Here is a 16,625-nt window from a genome sequence, read left to right as displayed (position 1 = left end):
GGAGTCGGGCGCCCGAGCCGGCCGGGCCCAGCGGCGGCCCGACCCGCCGACCGACGGGGGCGGCCAGCGAGTCCTCGGCGTCGAGCCACAGATCGTCGGCGAACGGCAGTACGCCGAGGCTCCGGCGACCGGTGATCGCCTCGACCTGCTGCAGCCCGGGTTCGAGGATCGTCGGGTCGCCCCGGAACTTGTTGACGACGTACCCCGCTATCAGCGCCTGATCAGTGGGATCGAGGATCGCGGTGGTGCCGAACAGCGAGGCCAGTGATCCACCGCGGTCGATGTCGGTGACCAGCAGCACCGGTAGTCGCGCCGCCTGCGCGAGCCCCATGTTGGCTATGTCGCTGCGGCGGAGGTTGATCTCGGCGACCGATCCCGCCCCCTCACAGAGCACGACGTCGAAGTCGCGGCGGAGTGCGGCGAGCTCCTCGACGACGACTTCCCTCAGCCGAGACCGCCAGGCCAGGTAGTCCCGGGCGCCGACGTCACCGGCCGGGCGGCCGCGCAGCACGACGTGGGAGCGGCGGTCGCTGCCGGGTTTCAGCAGGACGGGGTTGAACCGCGTCGAGGGTTCCAGTCCGCAGGCGAAGGCCTGCAGGGCCTGGGCGCGGCCGATCTCCCCGCCGTCGAGGGTGACCACCGAGTTGTTCGACATGTTCTGCGCCTTGAACGGCGCGACGCGCACGCCGTCGCGCGCAAGAGCACGGCACAGACCTGCGACGACGAGGCTCTTGCCGGCGTCGCTACTGGTCCCGCCCACGAGCAACGCACCACCGAGATCGGCCACCACGACAGCGTAGTGGTGGGGTCGTTCACACGACGCACCACTTGCCTCGCGAATCGCTCCGGCTGGTTACAGTGACGACATCGCCTGCAAGGGCGTGGTCGGAAAGACCTGTGCGAGCGGGTCGGGACAAGGGGGTCGTCGGGCGTGGAGACAGTGGAACCCGGATCGACGTTCGCCGGGTATCGCGTGATCTCCCTGTTGGGGCGCGGCGGGATGGGCCAGGTCTGGCTCGTCGAACATCCGACGCTGGGCCGTCGTGAGGCCCTGAAGATCATCTCGCCGAACCCGGCCGATCCGAGCTTCCACGAGCGGTTCCGCAACGAGGCCCGGACCGCGGCAGCCCTCGATCACCCGGGCATCGTCACCGTCTTCACCCACGGCGTCGAGAACGGCAGCCCGTGGTTCTCGATGACCTACCTCGACGGCGAGGACCTCACCGGCGCCGGCCCGATGCCTGTCGACGAGGTCGTCACCATCACCGCTCGCGTCGCCGACGCGCTCGACTACGCGCACGGTCAGCGGGTCATCCACCGCGATGTCAAGCCGGCGAACATCGTCGTCGCCCGCGGGCCGGACGGCCGCATCACGCGCGTGACCGTTCTCGACTTCGGTATCGCCAGGCTGGTCGACGGCAACAAGATGACCGCGACCAACCTGTTCGTCGGCACGCTGGCCTACGCCGCTCCCGAACTCCTCACCGGCGAGGCCGCGATACCCGCCTCGGACCAGTACGCCCTGGGCTGCACCGTCTTCCAGCTGCTCACCGGTCGTCGGCCGTTCCCGGGCAACACCCCGGTGGCGCTCATCTCGGGACACGTGAACTCGCCCGTGCCGCGGCCGTCGGACCACGATCCGGCTCTGGCGCATCTCGATCCGGTCTTCGCCCGGGCGCTGGCCAAGCAGCCCGGCGACCGGTTCGCATCGTGCACGGAGTTCGCGCGGGCACTCGAGCAGGCGGCGGCCGCGGGCCCGCGTCGCGCGGCCCCCACCACCCCGGCCCCGGCGTTCCCGCCACGAATCCCGCACCAGCCCCCGTTCCAGGTGCACACCCCGCCCACCGCGCACCAGCCGCACACCCCGGCCGCGGTCTTCGCCGGCGGCTTCCCCCCGCCACCTCCCAAGAAGAATCGGACCGGGCTCTTCGTGGGTGTCGGCGCCGGTGTTTTCGTCCTCGTCCTGGCTCTCGTGATCACCGCGATCGCCCTGGTGGGCTCCGACGACGCCCCGGCGACCACGGCTTCAGGCGCCTCGACGTCGACGAGCTCGTCGGCCGGATCGACCAGTGCCACACCGGGTTCGGGCGGTGACTTCGCGTCCATCGCCTCGAGCGGCGACAGCACCTGCGCAGTGCGTGGCGGCGAGCTGTTCTGCTGGGGCGGCAACCAGTACGGCACCCTCGGCGACGGTTCGACGACGGACCGGCCGCGCCCGGAGAAGGTGTCCGGCCTCGACGATGTGTCTGCCGTCAGCATGGGCGGCCTCGGTAGAACCTGCGCGATCGCCTCGGGCGACCTCTACTGCTGGGGCCAGGGCGCCGGACAGACCGGCCAGAACGTCACGTTGCCGACCAAGGTGTCCGGCCTGACCGACGTGAGCTCGGTGGCAGTCGGCCTCACCACCTGCGCCGTCAGCTCCGGCGACCTCTACTGCTGGGGCAACAACCTCCACGGACAGACCGGTGCGGGCGCCGACCCCACGATCCCCACACCGACGCGGGTCTCCGGTCTGTCGAACGTCACGGCGGTCTCGACCTCCCACACGACGACCTGTGCCATCGCCACGGGCTCCGCCTACTGCTGGGGCAACAACGCCGACGGGCAGGTCGGCGACGGCACCACCACCAACCGGCCCACCCCGACCAGGCTCGACCTGGACTCCCCCACCTCGATCTCCACGAGCCTCTACTCGACGTGCGCGGTGGCCGACGGTTCCGGCGGCGCCTCGGGGACCGTGTTCTGCTGGGGCGAGAATGGTTCCGGTCAGCTCGGCGACGGCACCGAGGTCAGCCGGCAACGACCGACGCCGATCGACGTCCGGGGCGCGACACAGGTCTCCACCACGGGTTACGCCGCTTGTGCCGCGGCGGGCGGTTCCGCCTACTGCTGGGGTTCACGGAGTGCGCTCCCCGACCACGCCCCGGACCGGATCAACGGGCTGTCGGGCGTCACCGAGGTGACCACCGGCTCGGCCAACGTGTGCGCGGTCGCCGGCGCGAAGATGTACTGCTGGGGACTCAACTCCAAGGGGCAGCTCGGCAACGGCACCACGACGACGAGCAACGAGCCGCAGCCCGTGCGCTTCCCCGCCTAGCCCGCCCAGCCGGGCGGGAACCGCGGTCAGGCGTCCGGAAGGGTCAGGATCTCCGCGCCGTCCTCGGTGACCACGAGGGTGTGTTCGAACTGCGCGGTCCACTTCCGGTCGGCGGTCACGACGGTCCAGCCGTCGTCCCACATCTCCCAGGCGAGGCCACCGAGATTGATCATCGGCTCGATGGTGAACACCATCCCGGGTTCGAGGACGGTGTCGACGTTGGGCTCGTCGTAGTGCAGCACGACGAGCCCGTTGTGGAAGGTCTCGCCGATGCCGTGCCCGGTGAAGTCGCGGACGACGCTGTAACCGAAGCGATTCGCGTACGACTCGATGACGCGGCCGACGACGTTGAGTTCGCGTCCCGGCTTGACCGCCTTGATCGCCCGCTCGGTGGCGGTACGGGTGCGCTCGACGAGGTCGACGACCTCCTGCTCGACGTCCCCGGCGAGGAAGGTCGCGTTGGTGTCGCCGTGGACGCCGTCGATGTAGGCGGTGACGTCGATGTTGACGATGTCGCCGTCGGCGATGACGGTCGAGTCCGGGATGCCGTGGCAGATCACCTCGTTGAGCGAGGTGCAGCAGGACTTCGGGAAGTCCTTGTAGCCCAGCGTCGACGGATAGGCGCCGTGGTCGACCATGTACTCGTGGGCGATCCGGTCGAGCTCATCGGTCGTCACGCCGGGTGCGACGGCCTTGCCGGCCTCGGCGAGCGCGTTCGCGGCGATCTTGCCTGCGAGGCGCATCTTCTCGATGGTCTCCGGCGTCTGCACCCAGGGTTCGTGACCCTCGTTCACGGTGGGTTTCCACGCGTACTCCGGCCGCTCGATGGAGTCGGGGACGGTTCGGATCGGCGTCGGGGTACCGGGGGTCAGGGCACTGCGAACTGGCATGCGACCACTTTATCCGTCCACCCGGGGTGGACCGGTGCGCGGACGGCATCGGCGCGACAACTAAGCTCGCCCTAAGACTTCCACGCCGCTGGGCGTCGGGACCGGATTCGAAGGTGGTGACGGTGGGCGCGTCGATCAGATCGGTGCGGGCCTTGCTGGTGGTGGTCCTGACCGTCGTGACCGTCTCGGCGTGCTTCGTCACCCCGATCGAACAGGACCGGCACTCCCCCGGCGCCCATCTGCGCAATGGGCCGCAGACGGCCACCCTCGACGGGAACGATGTGACACCCGTCGCGGACGACCCGGGATCGGCGCTGCCGGTCACCGTCGACTCCGTCCGCTACGGACCCGTGACCGTCACCGACACCAGCCGGATCATCGCCGTCGACGTCAGCGGCACCCTCGGCAGCATCGTCTTCGCACTCGGCATGGGCTCGCGGGCCGTCGGCCGCGACACCTCGACGGCTTTTCCGTCGGCGGTCGGACTCCCGGTGGTGACGAACCGCGGGCACAGTCTCAACGCCGAATCCGTTCTGGCCCTTGCTCCGACGGTTCTGCTGGTCAGCGAGTCGACGGTACCGGTGACCGCGGTCGACCAGATCCGCGACTCCGGCGTCACCGTGGTGGTGTTCCCCGCCACCCGCGACCTCGCGTCCAACAACACTTTGATGCGGTCGGTCGCCAAGACCCTCGGGGTCCCCGAGGCGGGTGAAAAGCTCGTCGAACGCACCGATACACAGATCGAGGCCGCCCGCGATCTCGTCCCCCATCCCTCCGGCGACCCGACGATGGCCTTCCTCTACATCCGCGGCCGCAACCTCCTGCTCCTCGCTGGCCCCGGTTCGGGCGCCGACGACCTGATCGCCGAACTCGGCGGCCGGGACGCCGGTGAGGCGGCACAGCTCACCGGTGCGTTCACCGCCATCACCGCCGAGGCGATGATCACGGCCGACCCCGACGTCCTCATCGTCATGACCCAGGGCGCCGACACGGTCGGCGGACCCGCCGGAGTGCTGACGCTCCCGGGGATCGCCGACACCGAGGCGGGCCGCAACCGCCGCGTCGTGCAGATGGACGAGAGCAAGATCCTGGCCTTCGGTCCCGACGTCGGACTCGTCCTCTCGGCGCTGGCGAAGGCGATCTACACGTGAGCATCCCGACCGCCGAAACCGATACCGGGACCGCGGCACCCGTGACCGCCCGCTCGCACCGGATGCGCAACACCGTCGTCGTCGCCGTGATGCTTCTCGCGACCGCGACGTTCGCGATCGTGTCCGCCGGGATCGGCCAGGTGGAGATCCCGCCGCTCGAGGTGCTCGGCAGCATCGCGCACCACTTCCACCTCGAGATCGGACCGCTGCCCTCGCATCCCAACGGCGAAGGGGCCCTGTGGAACGTCCGGTTTCCGCGCATCGTGTTAGGACTGTTCGTCGGCGCCGCACTCGGTGCCGCGGGGTGCCTGCTACAGGGCGTCCTCGCCAATCCGCTCGCCGAGCCGAGCATCATCGGGGTGTCCTCGGGGTCGGCCATCGGTGCCTGCCTGGTGATCGTCCTCGCGGGTGGTTCGGCGGGAGCCGGTGGGGCCGCCGGGAACTGGGCGCTGGCCGGGGCGGCCTTCCTCTTCGGACTCGTCACCGCCGCGGCGGTCTACCTGCTCTCCCTGCGCGACGGGTCGTCGTCGGCGATCATGCTGGTGCTGACCGGCATCGCGGTGAACGCCTTCGCCGCGGGCGTCATCGCCTTCCTGACCTTCGTCGCCTCTACCGCTGCCCGCGAGCAGATAGTCTTCTGGCAGCTCGGTTCGCTGGCCGGCCGCACCTGGAGCGAGATCTGGGTGGTGGCACCGCTCGTGGTCGTGGGCGTCGCGGCCTGCGTGCTCCTGGTCCACAAACTGGACCTGCTCGCCCTCGGTGAGATCCAGGCGGCGTCGCTCGGCGTCAACGTGGAATCCGTTCGACGCCAGGCGATCGTGCTGACCGCGATCCTCACCGCCGCAGCCGTCGCCTTCGCCGGGATCATCGCCTTCGTCGGCCTTGTGGTCCCGCACGTGATGCGGCTCATCGTCGGCCCCAAGCACTCGATCCTGCTGCCCACCAGCGTGATCGGCGGTGCGCTCGTCATCACCGGCGCCGACCTCGCGGCCCGCACGATGGTCGGCGACGCCGACCTCCCGCTCGGCATGTTCACCGCACTGATCGGCGGGCCGGTCTTCTTCATCCTGCTGCGCCGCAGCCGTCGCGCGGGGGCCGGCTGGTGACCGCCGCCGTGCAGCCCGCGGGCACGCCGGGCATCGCCGCCGAGGACGTCCGGGTCGAACTCGGCGGCCGTGAGGTCGTCCGCGGCGTCTCCCTCGAGGTCCATCCCGGCGAACTCGTGGCGCTGGTCGGCCCGAACGGATGCGGCAAATCGACGCTGCTGTCGGTGCTCTCGGGCACGCGTGGCCCGAAGAGCGGCCGCGTGACCATCGACGGACGGGACGTCGCGACCACCCCGCTGCGCGAGCTCGCACGTCACCGCAGCGTGGTCACCCAGCAGAACCGCGTGGACACCCCGTTCACCGTCGCCGAGGTCGTCGCCATGGGCCGCTACCCCTGGTTGCGTACCCCCAGGGCAGCCGACTCCCCCGCGGTCATCGCCGACGCCGTCGAGCTGTGCGAACTCGCCGACATCATCGACCGCCCCTTCGCCCAGTTGTCCGGCGGTCAGCAGGCCCGGGTGTCACTGGCGCGGGCGCTGGCCCAGGACACCCCGGTGATGATGCTCGACGAGCCGACCGCCGCCCTCGACATCCACCACCAGGAGCAGGTCCTCGAGATCCTGCGCATTCACCGCGACGCCGGGAACGCCGTGCTGCTCGTCGTGCACGACCTGACGCTCGCGGCCGCCTACGCCGACCGCATCGCGGTGATGAAGCACGGTGAGCTGCTTGCCATCGGTTCGACCGACGAGGTGATGACGGCCGAACTGCTCAGCCGCACCTACGACCATCCCGTCGAGGTCATCGAGCACGGCGGGCGCCGGGTGATCCTGCCCGAACGCTCCTCCCGTTGATCGAGCCCCGTTTCCCGTGATCGAGCTCCGCCGATGTCAGCGGACCGCGTATCCCGGGCCCAGCCCGTCGAAGAAGTCGCGGGTGACGGCGACCGCGTTGTTCGAGTCGCCACCGCGGACGACGAGCGTGGCGAAGGCGATGTCGCCGCGGTAGCCGGCGAACCAGGCGTGCGATCCGCCTGCGAACTCGGCCTCACCGGTCTTGCCGAACACCGCTCCGCGGCCGTCGATGACCGACGCGGTACCACTGGTGATCACCGCGCGCATCATCGGCCGCAGCTGCTGGTAGACCTCCGGCGGCATCGTCGGGGTCGGCCCCTCGATCTCGGTCGGCTTGTCCAGGATCAGTTGCGGCACGGGGGCTTTGGAACCGTTGGCGACGGTCGCGGCGACCAGCGCAAGGCCGAGGGGCGAGACGAGCACCTTGCCCTGTCCGAAGCCGTCCTCGCTGCGTGCGACCAATTCGTTCTCGATGGGCACCGACCCGGAGACCGCGTCGAGGCCGGCGATCGAGTACCGCTGACCGATACCCATGGCCGCGGCCGTGTGGGCGAGGTCCGAGGGCCCCATCTGGCTGGCGAGCTTGGCGAACGTGGTGTTACAGGACGCGGCGAACGCCTGCAGCATCGACACCGTGCCGAGCGAGAAGCCGTTGTAGTTCGGGATCAGTCGCGGACCGATCTGGATCTCTCCCGGGCAGCCGACGGTGGTGTCGGGCCCGGCCATCTTGCGGTTGATGGCAGCCGCCGCGGTGACCATCTTGAACGTCGAGCCGGGCGGGTACAGGCCGGTCGTCGCGATCGGGCCTTGCCGGTCGGCATTGGGGTTCTGCGCGACGGCGAGGATTCGGCCGGTGGACGGCTGCACGACGACCATCGCGACCTGGAACCTGTTGGCGGCGTTGACCGCTCGCTGAGCGGCGTTCTGCACGGTGCGCGACAGGCTGAGCGATACGGCGGGTGACGGGTCGGCGTCGTGGTCGGCGAGCACGTCGGCGTCGAGTCCGTTGGGGTTCACCGAGACCACCCGCCACCCGGCCCGTCCGGCGACCTCGCCGTCGACGACCTTCTTGACCTCGGTCAGCAGCGCCGGCGCGAACTTCGGGTCCTTGGGGACCAGTTCGGCCTGTTCGTTGGTGACGACGCCGGGGATCGCGAGCTGGTCTCGCAACCGGTCGAACTGGGCATGGGTGAGTCGGGCCAGCGGATACTGCTGACCGTTCGAGGTGACCTGTTCGGTGATCAGTTGCTCGTCGAGGTCGCGGTTGAAGGGACGCAGCACGGCGACCGCACTCGTGACCGAGGTCGCGATCGAGGCCCCCTGCTCGGTGGCCTTCTCCGGGTCGAAGTTCACGCCGACGACGGTGCCGTTGACCATGACCTCCGAACCGTCGGCCTCGTTCACCGTCGCCCGGGGCGCCTCGATGATCTGCAGCGAGAGTCGTTGGTCCGCGCCGAGTTTCGGATGGACCGCGGTCGATGCCCAGCGCACCCCCCAACCGGCGTCGGACCGACCCAGGTGCAGGGTGGCGTCGTACGACCAGTCACGGCCGCGCGGGAGCGCCCAGGTGTAGTCGACCTCCACCTCGGCGGTGTCCCCGGTGACGCGAACCCGACCGGCCTTGGCCTCGAGTTCCTCCGCGGCGAGACCCGACCACGCCGACTCCATCGCCGAGCGGGACGTCTGTGGCACATCGGTGAGGGCGGCCGCGGCGTCGAGTTCCTGTTGCGAGTACGCCTCGAGGAATCGTTCCGCGGCGCGGCGCGGGCCATCGTCCTCCGAGGACGAGCAGGCGGCGGTCGCGCTGATCACGACAGCACAGACCGCGACCATCACCGCCGGGGTCCATCGAGTTCGCATGCGCCACATCGCGGTCGAGTCTATGGCTGCGGGGCATCGATACCCGGTAGGCACGCGGGAGGTCGCGGTGTGACCTGAGACCGGGAGTCGATCAGTCGACGAGGACGGTCGCGAAGGTGCCGACCTCGGTGAACCCGATGCGGTCGTAGACAGCACGGGCGGTCTCGTTGAAGCTGTTGACGTACAGGCTCGGGAGTCGTCCGTGGGCCGCGACCGCCTCGGCGACCGCCGCGGTGCCTCCCAGGCCCAGACCCTCGCCGCGTCGGTCCGGCGACACCCACACGCCCTGGATCTGACCGACCCGCCGCGACAGCGACCCGATCTCCGCCTTGAACACGACATCGGGACCGTCGAAGCGGGCGAAGACCCGTTGGGCGGAGATCAGCGACGCCAGACGTCTGCGGTAGGAACGTCCGCCGTCGCCTGCGGTCGGATCGACGCCGACCTCGCCGATGAACATGTCGATCGCGGCCGGCATGTAGGCGTCGAGGTCGTCGAGGGTGACCAGCCGGACGGCCGGATCCGACGGGACCGCCGGGCTGCCGGACAGGACGAGCAATGGCTGGACCGGACGCACCTCCCGCGCGGGACCCCATACGGGTTCGATCTGCTGCCACATCGGCAACACCAGGTCGGCCCGGCCGACGATCGACGAGCACGCGCGGGGTGCGGCGACCGCACGATCGGAGAAGTAGTCGAGGTCGTCGGCGGACCCGATGAGCGGGATCAGGTTGGCACCGGAGAAACACAGCGACGTCGAGGGGTCGTGTGCGGTCCAGAGCTCGCCGCCGAGCAGACGCGGGTTGATGCCGTGGGTCTCGAACCTCGCGGCGACCATGCACATCGCCACCGGGTCGGACATGAGCACGCGTTCGACGGCAGCCGCATCACGCGCGCCGAGCGGTTTGTCGCCCAGTAGCTTCAGCACCACCGCTCCTCACTTCCCCACGGGGACTCGCGACAGCGCCCGTTCGGTTCGAGCCGATGGCGCCTAGGAGACGGTGACCACGGGCGAGCCGACGTGCGTGCCGTCTCCAGTTTCCCCTGATTCCTCGGCAATCCGCAGCGCTTCTTCGATCAATGTCTCCACGATCTGCGCTTCCGGCACGGTCTTGATGACCTCACCCTTGACGAAGATCTGCCCCTTGCCGTTTCCGGAGGCGACACCGAGGTCGGCCTCGCGGGCCTCGCCCGGCCCGTTGACCACGCAGCCCATGACGGCGACGCGCAGCGGGACCTCCATGCCCTCGAGGCCCGCGGTCACCTCGTCGGCCAGCTTGTAGACGTCGACCTGGGCGCGACCACACGACGGGCAGGACACGATCTCGAGCTTGCGGGGACGCAGGTTGAGCGACTGCAGGATCTGGTCGCCGACCTTGATCTCCTCGGCCGGCGGCGCCGACAGCGATACACGGATGGTGTCGCCGATGCCCTCGCTCAGCAGTGCGCCGAAGGCCACGGCCGACTTGATCGTGCCCTGGAACGCCGGACCGGCCTCGGTGACGCCGAGGTGCAGCGGGTAGTCGCACTGGGCGGCGAGCTGACGGTAGGCCTCGACCATGATCACCGGGTCGTTGTGCTTGACCGAGATCTTGATGTCGCCGAAGCCGTGCTCCTCGAAGAGGCCCGCCTCCCAGAGCGCCGATTCGACGAGCGCCTCGGGCGTCGCCTTGCCGTACTTCTGCAGGATGCGCTTGTCGAGCGAGCCCGCGTTCACGCCGATGCGGATCGGGATGCCCGCATCACCGGCGGCCTTCGCGACCTCTTTCACTCGGCCGTCGAACTCCTTGATGTTGCCCGGGTTCACTCGCACCGCGGCGCAGCCGGCGTCGATCGCGGCGAAGATGTACTTCGGCTGGAAGTGGATGTCGGCGATGACCGGGATCTTGGACTTCTTGGCGATGATCGGCAGTGCCTCGGCGTCCTCGGGACGCGGGCATGCGACGCGCACGATGTCGCAGCCGGACGCGGTGAGCTCCGCGATCTGCTGCAGCGTCGCGTTGATGTCGTGGGTCTTGGTGGTCGTCATCGACTGCACCGAGATGGGGTGGTCGCTGCCGACGCCGACCGAGCCGACGAACAGCTGCCGGGTCTTGCGGCGCGGGGCCAGCACCGGCGGGGGTCCGGCCGGCATGCCGAGTCCGATCGGCACGGCGTTGGCAGGAGTCGGGGCGTTCATCTCATTCACCTCTGTGATTCGGGTGTGGGTCTTCTCGGGCGTCTTGGGGTGATTCGTTGTGGGAGGTCACCACGGATTGATCGGGTTGATGATGTCGGCGGTGAGGGTGAGCACCATGAAGCCGGCCATCACCACCACCGCGGCGTAGGTGATCGGGAGCAGTTTGTAGTAGTCGACGGCGGCGCCGGGGGCCCGGCCGAACCAGCGGCGGACGGTGTCGCGGCCCTTCTCGTAGCCGACGATCGCCATGTGGCCGCCGTCGAGCGGCAGCAGCGGGACCAGATTGAACAGGCCGAGGAAGAAGTTGATGCTGATCAACAGCATCCAGAACATGTCCCATAGACCGCGTTCGACCGCCTGGCCACCGAGCACGGAGGCGCCGTACACGCTGACCGGGGTGTCGAGCGCGCGCTCGCCACCGGTCACCGCGGTCCACAGTGCACCGATCTTGGTGGGCAGCGACAGCAGCGCGTTCCAGGTCTCCTTGATCAGGTCACCGGTGAAGACGAAAGCGCCTGGGATCACATCGAAGCCGCTGAAGTCCTTGATCGCCGGCGGGGCGTCGTAGGCGATGCCGACCATGTTGTACGACACGCTCTCGGTGGTGCCGTCGGAGCGCTTGGCGGTGACGGTGACCGGCTCGGGGGTCATCGTCAGGTCGAGGCGCTCACCGGCGCGGTCGACGGTGAGGACGACCGGGCCCGTGGACTCGCGGATCACCGGGGTCAGGTCTGCGGCCTTGCCGACCGGGGTCCCGTTGATGGCCACGATCTCGTCGCCCGGGCGCAGGCCCGCGGCCGCCGCCGGTCCGCCGCCGGTGCAGGGCGAGTTGGTCTGTTCACCGTCGGCGATGGTGATCGTCGACGACACGCACTGGGTCTCGGCCACCTTCGCCGGGGTCGGCGGCGGGCTGAGGTCGGGCAGCCCGAAGGTGAGGCCGACGATGATGATCAGCACGAAGCCGAGGATGAAGTTCTGCGCGGGACCGGCGAACAGCACGACGAGGCGCTTCCAGGCCTTCTGCTTGTACATCGCCCGGTCCTGCTCGTCGGCGGTGAGCTCCTCGTGCGGGGTCATGCCCGCGATGTCGCAGAAGCCGCCGAGCGGGATCGCCTTGAGCCCGTACTCGGTCTCGCCGCGGCGCGTCGACCAGATCGTCGGCCCGAAGCCGACGAAGTAGCGACGCACCTTCATGCCGGTTGCCTGGGCGGCCCACATGTGACCGCACTCGTGCCAGGCGACCGACAGCAACAGTGCCACCGCGAAAAGCGTGACACCGATCGCGAAACTCACGTACTCACTCCATCCAGATCAAGATGCGCACCGATCACGACGAGGCGACGACCAGCTGCGCGGCGCGCTCCCGGGCCCACCGATCGGCGGCGAAGACCTCCTCCACAGTACCTGGCGCGACACGCCACTGATCCGCCTCGCCGAGCACCTCACCGATGATCTCGACGATCCGCGGAAAACGGATCGCACCTGCGAAGAAGCCGTCGGCGGCCGCCTCGTTGGCGGCGTTGTACACGGCGGTGAGACTCCCGCCACCCCGTCCCGCCGCCCGGGCGAGCTCGATCGCCGGGAAGACCTCGTCGTCGACGGGCTCGAACGTCCACGCCGAGGCGGTGGAGAAGTCGCATGCGGTGGACGATCCGGGGACGCGATCGGGCCAGCCCAGCGCCAGGGCGATGGGGAGTTTCATCGACGGCGGCGACGCCTTGGCGACGGTCGCGCCGTCGACGAAGGTCACCATCGAGTGCACGATCGACTGCGGATGCACCGTGACATCGATGTGGTCGTAGTCGACGTCGAAGAGCAGATGCGCCTCGATGACCTCGAGGGCCTTGTTGACCAGGGTTGCCGAGTTGAGGGTGATCATGGGGCCCATCGACCAGGTGGGGTGCTTCCCGGCCTGCTCGGGGGTGACGTCCCGGAGCTGTTCGGCCGACCAACCGCGGAACGGCCCGCCCGACGCGGTGAGCACCAGCCGGTCCACCTCGGCGGCGGTACCCGCGCGCAGGCACTGGGCGATGGCCGAGTGCTCGGAGTCCACCGGGACGATCTGACCGGGAGCCGCTGCGTCGAGGACGAGTGCCCCGCCGGCGACGAGGGACTCCTTGTTCGCCAGTGCCAGCCGCGCCCCGACACGCAGCGCCGCGAGGCTCGGGGCCAGCCCGATCGATCCGACGACCGCGTTGAGGATCACGTCGACGCCGCCGTCGGCGGCGACCGCGTCGATCAGGTCGCACATGGCGTCGGCGCCACCGAGGACCGGCGCCGCGAGTCGTTCGGCGAGCTCGGCGGCACGCGCCTCGTCGGCGACGGCCAGCCGGGACGCGGGGACACCGAAGGCCGCGGCCTGTTCGGCCAGCCGGTCGAGGTTCCCGCCGCCCGCGCCGAGACCGGCGACCTCGAAGCGGTCGGGATGTTCGGCGATCACCTCGAGCGCCTGAACGCCGATGGAGCCGGTCGAACCGAGGATCAACACACGTGTGGGCACGGATCCATTGTGTCAGCCGGCCGGATGCACCTTCCGCCAGTGCTCGGCGATCTCGATACGGCGGGTGATCCACACACCGTCGTGGGACTGGATGTGGTCGAGGAACCGCTCGAGGGCCGCCAGCCGGGCCGGCCGTCCGACGAGCCGGCAGTGCAGTCCGACGGACAGCATCTTCGGCGCCCCCTCGTCGCCCTCGCGGTAGAGGACGTCGAAGGCGTCGCGCAGGTGCGCGAAGAACTGCTCCCCCGACGGGAAGCCGCCGGGAGACGAGAACTTCATGTCATTGGTGTCGAGCGTGTAGGGCACCACGAGGTGGTCGACGAGTTCGTCGCCGCGCGGGACCTTCACCCAGTACGGCAGGTCGTCGGCGTAACTGTCGGAGTCGTAGGTGAACCCGCCCTGTTCGACGACGAGGCGGCGCGTGTTGGGTGAGTCCCGGCCGGTGTACCAGCCGCGCGGCCTCTCCCCGGTGATCTCGGTGAGCAGTTCGATCCCGGCGCGCATGTGATCGCGTTCGACCTCGGGGTCGATCAGCTGATAGTTGAGCCACCGGTAGCCGTGGCAGGCGATCTCGTGACCGCGTTCGACGAAGGCCGCCGCCACCTCGGGGTTACGGGCCATCGCCTGGGAGACCGCGAAGATCGTCAACGGCAGTCCACGGCGGTCGAAGGCCCGCAGAACCCGCCACACCCCGGCCCGCGAGCCGTACTCGTAGATGCTCTCCATGCTCATGTGCCGGTTCGGGAACGGCTGTGCGCCGACCATCTCCGACAGGAAGGTCTCACTGCCGCGGTCGTTCTCGAGCACGTTGTTCTCGCCGCCCTCCTCGTAGTTGAGGACGAACTGAACGGCGATCTTGGCGTCCCCGGGCCACTGCGGATTCGGCGGCGTGGCACCGTATCCGATCATGTCGCGGGGATAGGCCTCGGCACGGTAGTCGGCCAGGGAACGACCGGCACCGGGGCCGGCGCGGAACTCGGACGGAGACATGTGCCGCATTCTGTCACCGAATCACCCACCGGGCTGGGTCGTCGAGATCACTGTGCCGCTATGCTGTTCGAGAACTACTACCGTTCGTCAGACTTCTGACGACCCGCGCTGTGAGGAGTGGCTGTGGCAAGCACCGATGTGGAGCACACTGGCGGACACGCCGACGTCATCGACACCGGCTGGCGTCGTGAGCCCGCCGATGCGCCGTCGGCTCGTTTTGGCTGGTTCGGATCGGCGACGAAGACCTTCTACGGTGCCGCCATCTTCTTCGCGGCCTTCCTGCTGCTCATGATGATCGGTAACCACACCGGTCACGTCGAGGATCTCTGGCTCATCGCCTTCGCGGTCGGCGTCCTGTACTTCGCGGTCCGCGGCTGGTGGATGAACCGCGGCAAGTGGTCCTGATCCTCCACTGACCAGACACCGAAAAACGCTGAGCGGCACCGCCGCTCAGCGTTTTTCGTATCTCCGGTTTCGTCTCCCGGCTCAGCGCTCTTCGGCGGCGAGCTGGCCGCAGGCCGCGGCGATCTCCTGCCCGCGGGTGTCGCGCACGGTGCAGGACACGCCCTGCTCGCGGACGCGGCGCACGAATTCCCGTTCCACCGGTTTGGGACTGGCATCCCACTCCGAGCCGGGGGTCGGGTTGAGCGGGATGAGGTTCACGTGCACGAGCGAGCCGAGCGCCTTGTGCAGCTTCTGCCCCAGCATGTCGGCCCGCCAGGGCTGATCGTTGACGTCGCGGATCAGGGCGTACTCGATGGAGACGCGACGTCCGGTGGTATCGGCGTAGTAGCGGGCCGCCTCGAGGACCTCGGCCACCGACCAGCGGTTGTTGACGGGCACGAGGGTGTCGCGCAGTTCGTCGTCGGGGGTGTGCAGGGACACCGCGAGCGTGACCGCGAGGCCCTCGTCGGCGAGGCGCCGGATCGACGGGGCGAGACCGACGGTCGAGACGGTCACCGATCGCGCCGAGATCCCGAGACCGTCGGGGGCCGGCGAGGTGATCTGACGGACTGCGCTGACGACGCGCTTGTAGTTGGCGAGCGGTTCTCCCATGCCCATGAACACGACGTTCGAGAGGCGTCCCGGCTCGCCGAGTTCACCGTCGCGCAGAGCGCGCGCGGCGGCGCGCACCTGATCGACGATCTCGGCGGTCGACAGGTTGCGATCGAGGCCGCCCTGTCCCGTCGCGCAGAACGGGCAGGCCATGCCGCAGCCGGCCTGACTGGAGATACACAGAGTGTTGCGTTCGGTGTATCGCATGAGCACGCTCTCGAGGAGGGTGCCGTCGTGCAGGCGCCAGAGGGTCTTTCGCGTCGAGTCGTCGTCGCACGAGATGTGCCGCACCGGGGTGAGGAGCCGCGGGAACAGCTTCTCGCGCACGGCGTCGCGGGAGGCCGCGGGCAGATCGGTCATCTCCTCGACGTCGCCGTTGAGGCGCGCGTAGTACTGACGGGCCAGCTGATCGGCCCGGAACTTCGGGAGACCCAACTCGGCCAGCGCCGCGACGCGACCGGCGGCGTCGAGGTCGGCGAAGTGTGTCGGCGGCAGCCCGCGTTTGGGCGCGTCGAACACCAGCGGTAATGAGGTCATTGGGCCATTGTCGCATGTCATGATGAACCCATGACCACACCCGATCGCCGACGAACCGGGAATCCGGTCCCCCAGTGGGGTTCGCAAGGCGAGCCCCACCCTGCTCACGACACCGCGCCCGTCCCCGAGCCCGCACCCGTGACCCCGGTACCCGCCGGCGATGATCACGACGCCGTGCTGGCCGAGCGTGACCGTCTGCGCCAGACCGTCGCCGACGTCGAACACACCCGCACACGCGCGACCTGGTTCGGCGTCGTCATCGGCGCCGTCATCCTGGTCCTGCTGCTGGTGTTCATCGTGCAGAACCTGGAGAGTCAGCGGATCGAGCTGATCTTCTGGGAGGTCAACCTCCCGCTCGGGGTCAGCCTGCTGATCGCCGCGATCGCGGGCGCGCTGATCGTCGCCCTCATCGGCGGGCTGCGCATGTTGCAGCTACGTCGGGCCCTGAAGAAGGCCGCCGGGTAG

15 protein-coding genes are annotated in these 16,625 nt (G+C 69.3%); 6 read left to right on the top strand and 9 right to left on the bottom strand.

Annotated features, from left to right (window positions below; genetic code table 11):
- The coding region (locus GONAM_RS11110; RefSeq protein WP_085949554.1) for a cobyric acid synthase at positions 1–787 on the bottom strand (787 nt) is incomplete at its 3' end.
- Positions 788–931: 144 nt separating this feature from the next.
- Between GONAM_RS11110 and GONAM_RS11105 the strand changes: the two genes are divergently transcribed.
- Complete coding sequence (locus tag GONAM_RS11105; RefSeq protein ID WP_006866862.1) at positions 932–3,097, top strand: protein kinase domain-containing protein; 2,166 nt, start codon at positions 932–934, stop codon at positions 3,095–3,097.
- Positions 3,098–3,123: 26 nt separating this feature from the next.
- Here the strand turns inward: GONAM_RS11105 and map are convergent, their stop codons facing one another.
- Positions 3,124–3,987: a type I methionyl aminopeptidase gene (map, locus tag GONAM_RS11100; RefSeq protein ID WP_006866861.1), complete on the bottom strand. Its 864-nt coding sequence runs from the start codon at positions 3,985–3,987 to the stop codon at positions 3,124–3,126.
- 143 nt (positions 3,988–4,130) lie between these two features.
- On the opposite strand from map, the gene GONAM_RS11095 reads away from it, so the two are divergent.
- From GONAM_RS11095 to GONAM_RS11085, 3 genes are read left to right on the top strand one after another with little or no spacing between them, the layout of a single operon-like run.
- A complete protein-coding gene (locus tag GONAM_RS11095) occupies positions 4,131–5,138 on the top strand; it encodes a heme/hemin ABC transporter substrate-binding protein (RefSeq protein WP_040536138.1) in 1,008 nt (335 codons plus the stop codon).
- Positions 5,135–6,244, top strand: a complete 1,110-nt coding sequence (locus tag GONAM_RS11090) for a FecCD family ABC transporter permease (protein ID WP_006866859.1) — start codon at positions 5,135–5,137, stop codon at positions 6,242–6,244. Before GONAM_RS11095 ends, GONAM_RS11090 begins: the two co-directional genes overlap by 4 nt.
- Positions 6,241–7,038 carry a heme ABC transporter ATP-binding protein gene (locus GONAM_RS11085; RefSeq protein ID WP_006866858.1) on the top strand — a complete coding sequence of 266 codons (798 nt, stop codon included), beginning with the start codon at positions 6,241–6,243 and terminating at the stop codon, positions 7,036–7,038. The genes GONAM_RS11090 and GONAM_RS11085 overlap by 4 nt, the downstream gene beginning before the upstream one ends.
- Positions 7,039–7,074: 36 nt before the next feature.
- Here GONAM_RS11085 and GONAM_RS11080 read toward each other — a convergent pair whose 3' ends face one another.
- The 6 genes from GONAM_RS11080 to puuE form a co-directional block, all read right to left on the bottom strand.
- Positions 7,075–8,907 carry a penicillin-binding transpeptidase domain-containing protein gene (locus tag GONAM_RS11080; protein ID WP_040536084.1) on the bottom strand — a complete coding sequence of 611 codons (1,833 nt, stop codon included), beginning with the start codon at positions 8,905–8,907 and terminating at the stop codon, positions 7,075–7,077.
- An 82-nt stretch (positions 8,908–8,989) separates the two neighbouring features.
- The gene (locus GONAM_RS11075; protein ID WP_040536136.1) at positions 8,990–9,826 is read right to left on the bottom strand and encodes a GNAT family N-acetyltransferase; all 837 of its coding nucleotides are present in this window, start codon (positions 9,824–9,826) and stop codon (positions 8,990–8,992) included.
- 63 nt (positions 9,827–9,889) lie between these two features.
- A complete protein-coding gene (gene ispG / locus GONAM_RS11070) occupies positions 9,890–11,077 on the bottom strand; it encodes a flavodoxin-dependent (E)-4-hydroxy-3-methylbut-2-enyl-diphosphate synthase (RefSeq protein WP_006866855.1) in 1,188 nt (395 codons plus the stop codon).
- A 66-nt stretch (positions 11,078–11,143) separates the two neighbouring features.
- On the bottom strand, positions 11,144–12,370 hold the full coding sequence (locus GONAM_RS11065) for a M50 family metallopeptidase (RefSeq protein WP_006866854.1): 1,227 nt from the start codon (positions 12,368–12,370) through the stop codon (positions 11,144–11,146).
- A gap of 34 nt (positions 12,371–12,404) precedes the next feature.
- Positions 12,405–13,577, bottom strand: a complete 1,173-nt coding sequence (gene dxr / locus GONAM_RS11060; RefSeq protein ID WP_006866853.1) for a 1-deoxy-D-xylulose-5-phosphate reductoisomerase — start codon at positions 13,575–13,577, stop codon at positions 12,405–12,407.
- A gap of 12 nt (positions 13,578–13,589) precedes the next feature.
- Positions 13,590–14,576: an allantoinase PuuE gene (gene puuE, locus GONAM_RS11055; protein ID WP_006866852.1), complete on the bottom strand. Its 987-nt coding sequence runs from the start codon at positions 14,574–14,576 to the stop codon at positions 13,590–13,592.
- Positions 14,577–14,690: 114 nt separating this feature from the next.
- Here puuE and GONAM_RS11050 point away from each other — a divergent pair, with 114 nt between their 5' ends.
- The gene (locus GONAM_RS11050; protein WP_005199001.1) at positions 14,691–14,972 is read left to right on the top strand and encodes a DUF2631 domain-containing protein; all 282 of its coding nucleotides are present in this window, start codon (positions 14,691–14,693) and stop codon (positions 14,970–14,972) included.
- A gap of 81 nt (positions 14,973–15,053) precedes the next feature.
- Here GONAM_RS11050 and rlmN read toward each other — a convergent pair whose 3' ends face one another.
- Positions 15,054–16,160 (bottom strand): dual-specificity RNA methyltransferase RlmN, encoded by a 1,107-nt coding sequence (rlmN, locus tag GONAM_RS11045; protein WP_006866851.1) that lies wholly within the window; start codon positions 16,158–16,160, stop codon positions 15,054–15,056.
- Positions 16,161–16,190: 30 nt separating this feature from the next.
- On the opposite strand from rlmN, the gene GONAM_RS11040 reads away from it, so the two are divergent.
- The gene (locus GONAM_RS11040; protein WP_006866850.1) at positions 16,191–16,625 is read left to right on the top strand and encodes a LapA family protein; all 435 of its coding nucleotides are present in this window, start codon (positions 16,191–16,193) and stop codon (positions 16,623–16,625) included.

The organism is Gordonia namibiensis NBRC 108229, from assembly GCF_000298235.1.
GTDB classification, from domain to species: domain Bacteria; phylum Actinomycetota; class Actinomycetes; order Mycobacteriales; family Mycobacteriaceae; genus Gordonia; species Gordonia namibiensis.
This window is presented reverse-complemented; position numbering and strand designations above follow the sequence as displayed.

Excerpts from the sequence above, each read along its gene's own strand:
- map (WP_006866861.1), bottom strand. The coding sequence starts at position 3,987 with ATGCCAGTTCGCAGTGCCCTGACCCCCGGTACCCCGACGCCGATCCGA.
- GONAM_RS11080 (WP_040536084.1), bottom strand. The coding sequence starts at position 8,907 with ATGTGGCGCATGCGAACTCGATGGACCCCGGCGGTGATGGTCGCGGTC.
- ispG (WP_006866855.1), bottom strand. The coding sequence starts at position 11,077 with ATGAACGCCCCGACTCCTGCCAACGCCGTGCCGATCGGACTCGGCATG.
- puuE (WP_006866852.1), bottom strand. The coding sequence starts at position 14,576 with ATGCGGCACATGTCTCCGTCCGAGTTCCGCGCCGGCCCCGGTGCCGGT.
- rlmN (WP_006866851.1), bottom strand. The coding sequence starts at position 16,160 with ATGACCTCATTACCGCTGGTGTTCGACGCGCCCAAACGCGGGCTGCCG.
- GONAM_RS11040 (WP_006866850.1), top strand. The coding sequence starts at position 16,191 with ATGACCACACCCGATCGCCGACGAACCGGGAATCCGGTCCCCCAGTGG.